The organism is Rubritalea profundi, assembly GCF_002954445.1.
Classification (GTDB): domain Bacteria; phylum Verrucomicrobiota; class Verrucomicrobiia; order Verrucomicrobiales; family Akkermansiaceae; genus Rubritalea; species Rubritalea profundi.
This window is the reverse complement of record NZ_MQWA01000001.1, coordinates 2040814-2052793: the sequence shown is the minus strand read 5'-3', so window position 1 is coordinate 2052793 and position 11980 is coordinate 2040814. Positions and strand designations below refer to the sequence as shown.

The 11980-nt window shown below is 49.1% G+C and carries 12 protein-coding genes; 8 read left to right on the top strand and 4 right to left on the bottom strand.

The genetic code is table 11. The features are described from left to right. Nucleotides 1–6: 6 nt before the first annotated feature. Both BSZ32_RS09035 and thiE read right to left on the bottom strand, forming a co-directional pair. The gene (locus tag BSZ32_RS09035; RefSeq protein ID WP_105043130.1) at nt 7–930 is read right to left on the bottom strand and encodes a PfkB family carbohydrate kinase; all 924 of its coding nucleotides are present in this window, start codon (nt 928–930) and stop codon (nt 7–9) included. A 6-nt stretch (nt 931–936) separates the two neighbouring features. After that, nucleotides 937–1575: a thiamine phosphate synthase gene (thiE, locus tag BSZ32_RS09030; protein WP_105043129.1), complete on the bottom strand. Its 639-nt coding sequence runs from the start codon at nt 1573–1575 to the stop codon at nt 937–939. Nucleotides 1576–1754: 179 nt separating this feature from the next. Between thiE and BSZ32_RS09025 the strand changes: the two genes are divergently transcribed. From BSZ32_RS09025 to BSZ32_RS08995, 7 genes are all read left to right on the top strand, one after another. Beyond that, a complete protein-coding gene (locus BSZ32_RS09025; RefSeq protein ID WP_105043128.1) occupies nt 1755–2567 on the top strand; it encodes a tetratricopeptide repeat protein in 813 nt (270 codons plus the stop codon). A gap of 85 nt (nt 2568–2652) precedes the next feature. Continuing rightward, entirely contained in the window at nt 2653–3240 is a 588-nt protein-coding gene (locus tag BSZ32_RS19745) for a bactofilin family protein (protein ID WP_240610598.1), read from the top strand. Nucleotides 3241–3423: 183 nt separating this feature from the next. Beyond that, nucleotides 3424–4362 carry a quinolinate synthase NadA gene (nadA, locus tag BSZ32_RS09015; protein WP_105043127.1) on the top strand — a complete coding sequence of 313 codons (939 nt, stop codon included), beginning with the start codon at nt 3424–3426 and terminating at the stop codon, nt 4360–4362. Between the two features lie 110 nt (nt 4363–4472). After that, on the top strand, nt 4473–4760 hold the full coding sequence (clpS, locus tag BSZ32_RS09010; RefSeq protein WP_105043126.1) for an ATP-dependent Clp protease adapter ClpS: 288 nt from the start codon (nt 4473–4475) through the stop codon (nt 4758–4760). Further along, nucleotides 4757–5236, top strand: coding sequence for a DUF2017 family protein (locus BSZ32_RS09005; protein ID WP_105043125.1), 480 nt, complete (start codon nt 4757–4759; stop codon nt 5234–5236). Before clpS ends, BSZ32_RS09005 begins: the two co-directional genes overlap by 4 nt. Nucleotides 5237–5238: 2 nt before the next feature. Further along, entirely contained in the window at nt 5239–6354 is a 1116-nt protein-coding gene (holA, locus tag BSZ32_RS09000; RefSeq protein ID WP_105043124.1) for a DNA polymerase III subunit delta, read from the top strand. Continuing rightward, nucleotides 6355–6717 carry a sulfite exporter TauE/SafE family protein gene (locus BSZ32_RS08995; protein WP_105043123.1) on the top strand — a complete coding sequence of 121 codons (363 nt, stop codon included), beginning with the start codon at nt 6355–6357 and terminating at the stop codon, nt 6715–6717. It abuts the gene before it with no gap. A gap of 33 nt (nt 6718–6750) precedes the next feature. Here BSZ32_RS08995 and BSZ32_RS08990 read toward each other — a convergent pair whose 3' ends face one another. Then, on the bottom strand, nt 6751–9462 hold the full coding sequence (locus tag BSZ32_RS08990; RefSeq protein ID WP_105043122.1) for an MGH1-like glycoside hydrolase domain-containing protein: 2712 nt from the start codon (nt 9460–9462) through the stop codon (nt 6751–6753). Nucleotides 9463–9710: 248 nt separating this feature from the next. Here BSZ32_RS08990 and BSZ32_RS08985 point away from each other — a divergent pair, with 248 nt between their 5' ends. Further along, nucleotides 9711–10877, top strand: coding sequence for a porin (locus BSZ32_RS08985; RefSeq protein WP_105043121.1), 1167 nt, complete (start codon nt 9711–9713; stop codon nt 10875–10877). A 2-nt stretch (nt 10878–10879) separates the two neighbouring features. On the opposite strand, the gene BSZ32_RS08980 is transcribed toward BSZ32_RS08985, so the two are convergent. After that, entirely contained in the window at nt 10880–11926 is a 1047-nt protein-coding gene (locus tag BSZ32_RS08980; protein WP_105043120.1) for an SO_0444 family Cu/Zn efflux transporter, read from the bottom strand. Between the last annotated feature and the right edge of the window lie 54 nt (nt 11927–11980).

The window sequence follows — 11980 nt, the reverse complement described above, 5'->3', positions numbered from 1 at the left end:
TTATTTCTACCAGCTAGAAATCTCTTTCAGCTTTGCCATGCGAGCATCTAAATCAGCACGCGTCATAGACTGAAGCTTCTGAGTGGAAAACGCCTCACAGGTGAAACTAGCCGCCACAGTGCCACGCACCATTGCCTGGCGTAAATGCTCGAAACTGAAACCTAGGGTGTCGAGACTTGCTAAGTAGCCGGCCATTCCACCAAGGAACGAATCTCCAGCACCCGTAGGATCTGTCACCTCTTTCAGCGGCCATGCTGGGCAACGGAAAACATCTCCGTCCTTGGCGAATAGCATCGCGCCGAATTCACCCAATTTGATAATCACATGAGCCGGCCCTTTTTCTAGCAAACGCTCACCAGCTAACACTAGGTTCGATGTCTTAGCTAATTCACGAGCCTCTGACTCATTAAGAACGAGAAGGTCTATCTTCTGAAGAACCTCGTGCAATTTTTCGTTGGCGATAGCCATCCATAAATCCATCGTATCAGCGATCACATAGCGCGCGTCACTTGTACAACCAGCTAACATCTGAAGTTGATTCTCTGGCGACATATTAGCCAACACAATTAGCTGGCTATCGGAAATCTCTTGCGGGACTTTGACTTCCCATCCCTCAAGAACATTCAGAGCAACCGCATGGGTCTCGCGATCATTCATATTTTCCATGTACTCTCCAGACCATGTGAAGGAAGCACTCTCCGAACGCTCCACACCAGTGAGGTTCACACCATGTGAGGACAACATATCCAAATGCTCCTGCGGATAGTCATGGCCGATGATACCAACCAAATTCACGGAATCGTGATAAAAACTTGTCGCTAGGGACGCATAGGAGGCCGAGCCACCTAATAGATTACTCGCCTCAGCTGAGGGAGTTTTTACATTGTCGATGGCGATAGTTCCACCGACGATTACTGATTTCTTTTTCATAAATTTTTACTGCTTTAAAAGCTGGGTCACTATTTCGCGTGCCGCCTCCACCACATTCTCAGCCCTGAGCACATCTGAAACAACAACCACACGCTGAGCTCCAGCTCTCTGTACTTGCGCTAAATTATCACGACGTATGCCGCCTATGCAAAAAACTGGAATCTCTTGACCAACAGTCGACTGCACTAGCCCCACATTCTGCATCCCAATTCCAGCACGTCCCACCTTTGTCGGAGTTGGAAAGATCGGCCCAAAGCCAATATAATCAAAACCCTCTAACAATGCTTCCTTCGCCTGCTCCACGGAGTGAGTCGACCGGCCTACAATCATCTCCTCACCCACAATATCACGCACATCAGCCAGACTTCCATCGTCTTGGCCGATATGAACACCATCAGCACCGACTTCGAGCGCTATTTCTGGATAATCGTTCACGATAAAGGGCACTCCTTTTTTTCGGCAGATCGGCTGCAACAATTTCGCTAAATTTCGAATTTCATCTAGCCCACAGCCCTTCGCCCTCAGCTGGATAATTCCAGCGCCTCCATCGAGTAAAGATTGGGCCACTGAAGTCGCTCTTTCTGCAGTCACATAGCCTAGATCGACAATGCCGTAAAATTGGGCCGATTTTAGTTTAGATTTCATAAGTAAATTCGATCTGAAGGACGTGGTTACGGAACACGATCTATCCCATACCACTGTCATTTCAACTCAATTCCCCCCCAATCATTGAGAATCTACGAGTCCTCTCATCATTTTCCTTGTCAGATCCTGCTTTCTTCCTTGCAAGACTGCCCTCAGATCCTTACCACCACCCATAACAAATGGACGACATACCAACACCTATTGCCGAGATCGATCACGGCCCATCCAAGTTTGAAGTTTTCCTCGATGAAAACATGAAACTCATTATCATCGCAGCCATCGCCATCTTTTTAGGCGTATTAGCCTATGTGGGTTACACTGGCTACAGCTCAATGCTCAGCGCTCAAGCTGGTGAAGACCTCGCTTCGGCGGATGATGAACCCCAACTACAAGCTGTGGTTTCAGCCCACGGCAATACTGCATCCGCTGGTGCCGCAGCCTTGCTCATTGCAGATATTAAAGGCACCGAGTCAGCTGAAGATGCTATCAATGCCCTTCGCAACTTTGTTTCCACCTACCCTGATCACGCAGCCATCCCAACAGCCACAACTAGCTTAGGCCTACGATTTCTGAATGAAGGAAAACTAACTGAAGCCGAAGCTCAGCTCTCAGCCGTACTCGACATAGAAAATGCCGAGCACATCACACCTGTTGCTCAAATCGCACTCGGCGACATTGCCCAGAAAAATGGCGACAACGAACGCGCTAGGGAATTCTACACAGCTGTAACTAACCTCATCTCTGACGACTCCTCTGACATCGACAGCATCACAAAGTTTTCCTCCTATAAAACAATGGCGAGCAATCGACTCCGCTTCATCGGTGCTGTGGCACCACTAGAAGTAGAAAAGAAAATTGCTCCAGTTGCACCGACGACTCCTGCTGTTACCACCCCTGCGAACGCCCCCGAAAGCACTCTCCCAGAAGCGCCAGCTAAAGAAACTTCTGCTACCGAAGAAAAAGACGAAACAAATTCACAAGTCCCTGAGTAGTATATAGTGTAGCCCCAATTATTCCTCAATCCTCTTCGGGTGACCGAAGAAGCCATTTATAACCATCAAAAATTAAATACCAGCCGTGTCTGTATTCAAAAAATATATCAGCAACCAAAACGAAGGTACACCATCTCAAGGTGCTCCAACTCCTAGCTCTAAAAGCGCACCCCCTGCTGCATCCGCTAGCGCATCATCCAGCGCATCATCCAGCGCATCACCAACTCGCTCACAGGCGAATCAAAAGCCGGTTGCGGAAAAACGCGCTCAGAAGTCCAACACATCGCAGATTGCTGCTGGCAGTGGTCGCAACATGCTCAGCTCTGATGTCGAAATCAAAGGTCAAGTTCGCTTCACCAACGACCTCGTTGTAGACGGCAAGATCGAAGGGGAGATTGATTCTGACGGATCCCTCACAGTCGGAGAAAATGCACGTGTTCGCGCTGAGATTCGCACACGTTCAGTAGTCATCTACGGCAAAGTTCACGGTAACATCACTGTAGCTGATCGCGTTGAGCTAAAAGCAAATGCTGAGCTTGTTGGTGACATCAAGGCTGCAACACTCTCTATCGAAGCTGGTGCTATCTTTGTCGGCAAGTCCACTGTTGGCGCCCCTGCTGCCGGAGCGACTCCATATGTGAAGCCCGCTGCATCTACTCCAGTAAAAAAGTAGAACTCGGCCACAGCATCCTAAATTCTGAGCAGACCACTGCTAAGAATCCGGTGTCTAAAGCCGCCGAGAATACTGATTCAACAGACTCTAGGCCACACAATCAACTAGATCTAGACATCTAAATATTTCAAACGGACACCCTTTCCAAAGGGCTGTCCGTTTTCCCTTTCTACACACTATCTTATGGCTACTACCGCTATCGACCTCACAGAAGAGATCCTGCGCCTCAAAAAAGAGCGCAATGCCGTCATCCTAGCTCACAATTACCAAGTGGGAGAAATCCAAGATATCGCAGACTACGTCGGCGACTCACTCGGGCTCGCTTACCAGGCTCAAGCCACGGACTGTGAAGTCATTGCATTTTGCGGTGTCCACTTCATGGCCGAGACAGCCAAGATCCTCAACCCGAACAAAATTGTCATCCTACCTGACAGCGATGCTGGGTGCTCACTCGAGGAATCCTGCCCAGCTGAAGACCTCGCCGCTTTTCTAGAGACGAACAAGGAGAAGAACTACTACGTCATCGCCTACATCAACTGCTCAGGCGGAGTCAAAGCTCTTTCCGACGTCATTGTCACCTCCGGCAATGCCATCAACATCGTCAACAAGGCTCCTGCTGAGCGCCCCATTTTATTTGTCCCCGACGCCAACCTCGGCGCATGGGTGATGGAGCAAACCGGCCGCAAGATGGATCTATGGCAGGGCTCCTGCTATGTCCACGTCGAGTTCACTCAGAATTCTATCAATAAGATCAAAGCTGAGTACCCGAACGCACTCGTCGTAGCGCACCCAGAGTGTACTACCGCTGTCCGCATGCTAGCTGACGAGGTTTGTTCTACAGAAAAGATGATATCCTACTGTCAGAATGCCCCAGTCAAAGACATCATCGTAGTCACTGAGTCAGGAATGCTTCACCGCCTACAGAAGGAGGCTCCTGATAAAAACCTCATCGCAGGCCCTACCGACAAGTGCGCATGTAACGACTGCCATTTCATGAAAATGAACACGCTGGAGAAACTTCGCAACTGCCTCCGCGACCTCAGCCCTTCAGTTGAAATGCCCGAAGAAGTTCGACAGCGCGCTGAAGCTCCAATCATCCGCATGCTGGAGCAATCAAAGTAAAACTCACTCTTGATTTCAACAGCCACTACCGCCCCGCGCAGTAGTGGCTTTTTATTTCTCTCAACTTCCTAGTTGATGCAAACCATTTGGCTATGCATCATGTCCAACAAATGCGATTGGAATCACCCAGCACCGACTTTCAGACAAAAACAACCACTCAGACCACCACGCCTTGGTCGGTTGTTATTTTTGACGACCCCGTGAACCTCATGGCCTACGTCACCCTCATCTTGAAGCGAATTTTTGGTTACAATAAGACACAAGCCGAGAAGCTCATGTTAGAAGTCCACAATGCGGGTAAATCCATTGTCTGGACTGGCGAAAAAGAACAAGCAGAGCTCTACGTGCAACAACTGCACTGTCACCAACTCAAAGCCACCATCCAAAAATCCCAATGAGAGTTGCACCCACACTTGACCGCAGCTTGCGGATCGATGCTGAAAACGCCACCGACTGGTTGATCTTAGAAATGATCTGCACTGACGCAAGTCAGATGCCTGATGAACCCCTTGCTGACAAGTTAGCTCTCTACATGGCTGCCGATGAAGACTGGGCGGAACTCATCACCCCAGAACTAGCGGATCAGTTCAGTAGCCAGATCATTCACGTCTCCCGCTCAATCAGTACTGCAGATAAAGCTCTGGACCTCACTGGTTCTCTTTTCATCAAGGCTGAAGACGCTAACTCTTGGTTCGGTGCTATCAACCAGGCGAGGCTATCACTAGAAGAACGCTTTGAGATAAGTAGATTCGATGACCTTGCTGAAGAGCAAGACAACCTAGAGTTTGAAGACCCAGCCCTCAAGGCCGCAATCGTTCGCTACCATTTTTATACTAGCCTCCAGTCCATCTTGCTGGAGTACATCCTCGACTAATAATGCCCGCTAACAATATTTACGTCATCTACGGCACAGACGACGGCGCCTGTGCAGAAGCCGCACTCAAACTCTTCAACAAGCTCAAGCCTGCCGTAGGCGATGACTTCGCCAATGACATCATTGACGGCAATGCTGACAATGCTGAACACGCACACGACATCTCACACGAAACTATTCAAGCGCTCCAAACCCTGCCATTTTTTGGTGGAGGTAAAGTTGTTTGGCTCAAGCGGGCAACCTTCATGGGCTCCGATAGAACCAGCGAGGCCGAACGCGCTAAGCTAGGAGTGGAAGCCATCAAAGACACTCTCAGCGCAGGCATAGGTGACGACTGCACCTTCATCCTTTCTGCCACAGGAATCGACAAGCGCAGGAGTTTTTATAAGTGGGTAAAAAATAACGCCACACTCCAAGAGCACAACAAGCTAGACACCTCAAAAGATGGCTGGCAGGAACAAGTTGGGGTCATGGTGCAAAAACGTGCTAGAGAGCTCGACCTCAACTTCACCAGCGAAGCGATGGAACTTTTTGTCATGCTCGCTGGTGAAGACACTCGCCAGATCAAAGTTGAGATCAACAAGCTCGACCTCTTTCTAGGTAAAGACCGTCGCACGGTAGAGCTCGACGATATCCGCCAGATGGTCCCGCTCTCTCGGGCTGGACTCGTCTTCGAGGTTGGACGTGCAGTTCAACGCCGAGATGGTGTAAGAGCGCTTGAGCTGATCGACCAACAACTAGACCGAGGTGAGTCAGCTATCGCTATCCTCCGAGCATCTTTGATCCCTACGATCCGCAATCTTTTCATGGCACGAGCAGCCGGGGAGAACATGAAACTCCCAATGCATAACTACAATGCATTCTCAGACGCACTCAACCGCCTTCCAGAAATGGACCGAGCCTGGCTCCCTCAGAAAAAGGCCGGAGGGGTCAATGCCTACCCACTCTTTCTCGCAGCAAAAGACGCGCAAGCATTTCCATATCCAGCCTTGAAAAAATCCATGGAGTCCTGCCTCCAAGCCGACCACTCACTCGTCAGCTCAGGCCTAGACCACCGCATGGTACTCCACCGCTTAGTCGTAGAACTCATGAGCACAGCACAGCAAAGACGCAGATAAATGATAAAAACCCTCCTTATTAGCCTCTCTGTTGGAGCCGCCGCTGGACTTCTTGGTGCACTATGCGGCATTGGTGGAGGCATCGTCATGGTGCCAGCATTCACTCAGCTCTTGGGTCTGGAGCACAAACAAGCGGTAGCCACATCACTCGCTATCATTATCATCACAGCATTAGTCGCCACTACTAACAACTCCCGTGCCGGCCTCGTTGATTGGCGGATCGTACTCTGCGCGGCTGTCGGAGCAGCAGCAGCTTCTTGGTTTGGATCTGACCTCATGCAGAGTCTCCAGTCGAGCACGCTCACCCGCATTTTCGGTATCACCCTCCTCGTGTTCGGAGCCAAAATGCTGATAAAGCCGTAACAGCTTCAGCAAAGTCAACGCCGAATTTGAGCCCTATATTGTTTCTTCTTGATTAGCCTCAGCCAATTGCTTTCTGGCTCGATCACGCAACAAGGTTACCACCAGTGCTGTCCAGCCAGTCTGATGGCTCGCTCCTAGTCCCTGCCCTGTATCGCCATTGAAATACTCATAAAAGAGCACCAGCTCATCCCACTCTTGACCCTTGCAATAATGGTCTAGTTTAGCCAAAGCTGGGCGGCAGCCCCCCTCACTCGGTAAGAACATACTCACTAGTCGATCGTTGATCCTGTCCGCCACATCGCCTAAGCTTAGCTGAACACCTGATCCTGTTGGGAATTCTACTGTGAAGTTGTCACCGTAGAAGTGCTGATACTTCCTTAGCGACGCAATGATAATGTAGTTCACTGGAAACCATATTGGCCCACGCCAGTTAGAGTTGCCACCAAACATATAGCCAGTCGACTCCCCTGGCACGTAGCTCACTTCGTGTTTCTCACCTTTCCAGACGATACTGTATGGATTTTCTTTATGATCTTTTGAAAGTGAGCGCAGCCCGTACTCTGAGAGGAATTCATCTTCATCTAACATACGGACTAACATTTTATCAAATCGATCTCGCAGCGGTAGCATAAGCAGCCGTGACTCCTTATCTTCGCGCCGTTTATCACAGTAGGTTGTGTACTCAGCTAGATCTGGCCGGTTTTCGATAAACCAATCGAGTCGCTTTTTGAAGCCAGGCATTTTATCGACCTTCTTCATGTCGATTTCGGCCACCCCCATCATAGTCAGTAAGCCAACCATGGAACGGACCTTCATTGGGATTTTTTCGCCATTCTTCAGAACCAAATGGTCATAGTAGAATCCATCGTCTTCACACCAAAGCCCTCGTCCGGATTCTTCGTTCATCGCCCTAGCTATACGCACAAAGTGCTCAAAGTACTTTGATGCCATATCCTCATAGGCTGGACGCGTCTCGGCCAACTTCAGGCACATTTCTAACATCTGGGAGCAGAACCCACCCATCCATGCTGTCGCGTCTGCTTGTAGGATATGGGCGCCATCTCCGAGCTCTTGAGAACGATCAAACACTCCAATATTATCGAGCCCAAGAAAGCCACCTGAGAACAAATGGTTGCCATTCACGTCCTTGCGGTTGACCCACCAAGTGAAGTTTAAGCTTAGTTTTTGAACAGCTTTCTCTAGCCACTCTAGATCCTCAATCCCATTACTTTCAAGACTCTGGTATACCTGCCAAACTGCCCAAGCATGGACTGGTGGATTGACATCAGAAAAATTCCATTCGTAAGCCGGAATCTGGCCATTCGGGTGCAGATACCACTCACGTAAAAAGAGCAAGAGTTGCTTCTTCGCAAAATCGGGGTCGAGACGGGCAAAAGCAACCATGTGGAAAGCACTATCCCAAGAGGCGAACCACGGGTATTCCCACTTATCGGGCATCGAGAGAACGTCACGCGCAAACATGTGTCTCCAATCCTTATTTCGCCCTTCCTGTCTAGCAACTGTAGCATTCAATTCACCGTTGTCCCCCTGCAACCAATACTTAACGATATAATAGTAAAATTGCTTAGACCACAGCAGGCCAGCATAGCCTTGAATCGCAACCCGGGTCTCCTCTTCGGAAAGCCCTTGTGGCATCATGCATTCATAAAAATCTGACTCCTCAGCCTCGCGCAATCCCACCACCTCATCAAAATCTTCAAAGCGCTGACCTGTATCATTCTCCTCCGCAATCAATCTACAACGTAACTCAAAGGTCTCACCTGCAGCCACACTCACCTTCACCCAAGCTGCAGCTTTGGTTCCAGTCATCGCAGGATTCACCGCTTCCTTCCTCACATTGATGAGGTATTCGTGAAATGCATCTTTGAGGTACTTTGACTTATTCTCCTGCTCGAATAGCGACTTAAGATTCGAGTCATTTTCTGTAAATAACCATTCAATCGGAGATTCTTCTACCTCGTCGACATAGAAATGAAACTTACCCATATCACAATGCTCTAACACCAACCTATCTCCATCTAGCTTTATACTCGGCTTATCCCATTCTGATTCGAAATGGTCATCGCCCCAGCCCCAGCTATTGCGCATCCAGATACTAGGCAACAGGTGAATAGTCTGCTCATCAGAACTATTGTTAGTCACCCTGAGTCTCCAACAAAGGTCGCTAGGAGATGCCTTCGCCACGGTAGTTTCTACATCCCAGTACATTCCATTGACAAAGACACCCGTGTCCTCAATGCCGTACTCGGCCTCATCTGGCCCTCTATGCTCATTAGTTTGCACTAAATCGGCATAGGGGTATTCCGCCATAGGATACTTGTAGAGAGCTCGTGTGAAAGAATGCGTTGGCGTGCTATTTAGATAATAATAACATTCCTTCACATCTTCACCGTGGTTTCCCTGAGTTCCACTCACGCCGAAAAGGCGCTCTTTAAGAATCGGGTCCTTACCATTCCAGAGAACGGGCGCAAAATTGATCCTAGATTTCCTGTCACACCAGCCCAACAGACCATCCTCACCCCAACGATACGCCCGGCTTCTCGCTTGATCGTGGGTGAAATAATTCCACGCATCGCCAGATTCTGAATAATCTTCACGCACTGTCCCCCATTGGCGCTCAGCCAAATACGGACCCCAACGTTTCCAGTTCTTCTCAAGTGAAGCTTCCTCAGCCAACCGTATGCGTTCGGGGGTATTATTTTCGCGTTCAGTGATAGTGATCATCTCGTAGGAAATCTAGCACGTCTCTAAAAAATTGTGAACATAAACAGTGTCACATTAATTGGTTAGGCCAACGATGGTTCATCAGACCTAGGTATAGACTCTGATTCCCTCCACAAAAATGCCATCCCATTTGGTTGAAAACTTGAAATCATTCATTTTTAGCCTTTCTGAATTGCACTCCTCGTTTGCCCCACGAGAATGATTCACGCAAAGGCATCACACTGTAAGAACGAGACTGTAAATCGATTATGAAGACTTCACCATCACAAGTTCAAAGACTGGCATCCACCTTTATACTAGCACTGACAATGACTCAAGGCTCCGCAACTGCCGGAGAATTGTCCTCAGATACAATATCTCAAGAAGTGGATACCTTCGAAGAAATTTGGTCACTCGCCACTCTCTATGGGAATGAGGGAAATCCTATTCTACAGAAATTTGCTATCTCCGGCCGTTTCCACGCTGATTACTCCCACCTTGAATCCAATCAGGGCGACTACAGTGACTTTGACGCCCGTCGCCTACGAATAGGCTTCAAATCTCAATGGTTCCAAGATTTCACTCTCCATGTGGAAGCTGACCTTGATGCCGAAAATGTGGATTTCGACTTCGACTCGGAGAGCTACAAGGGACTCACCGATGCCTATCTCGGCTGGTCACCGAACAAACAGTGGAACTTAAAGTTGGGCAAACAATCCGCTGGGTTCACTCTCGACGGCAAGACATCTTCTAAGAAGCTCCTCACGCTTGAGCGAAGCAATTTAGCCAACAACCTATGGTTCAGCAAGGAATACTTCACAGGCATCAGCGCATCGGTGAAACACAATAAATGGAGCTACTTCGCCGGAGCCTTTTCATCTGCAGTACCTAAAGAACTCACGGAATTTGACGCTGGGAATTTTGGCATTTTAAGCACCTATTACGACCTCACAGATCAAACTGGCGGAGAGGAGTCCATCCTAACTCTCGACTACGTGTACAACGAGCCACACCAGAACAATGGCACACGCTCCTTCGAGCAAGTCGTCTCGCTCAACCACCGCTACGAAAATGACTTATGGGGGCTTCGCTCCGAGGTTTCAGCTGGCCAAGGTTACGATGACCAGAGCGATGTTTGGGGAGTATCCATCATGCCATTTTACAACCTCAACGATAAGCTCCAACTCGTCACACGATACACCCACATGACAAGCGCAGATGCCAATGGCCTGCGATTGAACCGCTACGAAAATATAATCGAAAGCGGCCGTGGTGACTCCTACCATGAAGGCTACGCGGGTCTCAACTGGTACATCTATAACCACAAACTAAAGTGTCAGTCTGGCGTCACCTACACACAGATGAGAGACCTGACCAACGATGGTGGAGCCTATGACGGCTGGGGCCTGAATTTAGGGCTCCGCATGTATTGGTAAGCTTAGGATTTTTTCTTAAATCTAGCCACGACGCTATAAGTCATGAGTCCTGCTAACAAGACGCTCAGCACATAATTCACGGGAGTATTGCCCATCGCATGCACGTGCTCGACTTGCGCTGCAAAATCTATCTGCAGCCGTTCAGCCATGAAATTCGTCAAATACCCAAAAGCGAATCCAACACCAATCACCCCGCCGAGATAGGCAAACAATGCGCGTGTCCCCAGCTCCACTTTCACCAACCCCATGGTTGCCAAGTTCGTGGCTGGACCGACTAACATAAAGACTAACACCGCCCCAGGTGAGACCCCGGAGAAAAGTAAACCCGCAGCAATCGGCGTGGACGCAGTGGCACAGATATACATCGGCACTCCAATCGCCGCCATCACCACGAAGGCCAAAAATCCATCACCCCATTGAGCTAGAAATTCATTGGGGACATAGGTTTTTACCAAAGCCGCGAACACCAGACCAATCATCAACCAAAGTGTGATATCCTTTACTAAATCAACACAAGTGAAACGTAATCCGCTCTTTAACTTGCCCAGCACCGCTCCAGCACTTGGAGTAGGCTCTTTACTACAGCAAGAAACTTCCTCCTCAGGCTCTTCCTTTTTACAGCAACATGCTTTCTTCTTGACTGGCTTACTTTCCTCGTCGCGGCCCACTAACAAACCTGCTGCAATAGCACTCACAATCGCAGCTATTGGCCGGACTATCGCCATGAAGGGACCGAGCATCGCATAGGAAACAGAAATCGAATCTACACCCGTTTCTGGTGTAGATATCAAAAAAGAAGTCGTCGCAGCTTTAGATGCTCCACTGCGGCGAAGCCCGACTGCTGCAGGAATAACTCCGCAGGAACACAGAGGCAATGGCGCTCCAATCAAAGCGGCCTTCACTACACTCGTAAACCCGGGCTTTCCCAAATGCCTAGCCAGAAGGTCACTTGGCAAATAGGATCGCATCATCCCCGCTATAAACAACCCCAGCATCAGCCAAGGTGCGGATTCCATAAACAATTCTGTAAAATTTCTGATCAGCTGCATGAGTCTCACTCAATGTACGAGCACTCCTCATGTTCTCAAGGCCTTTTTCAGGCC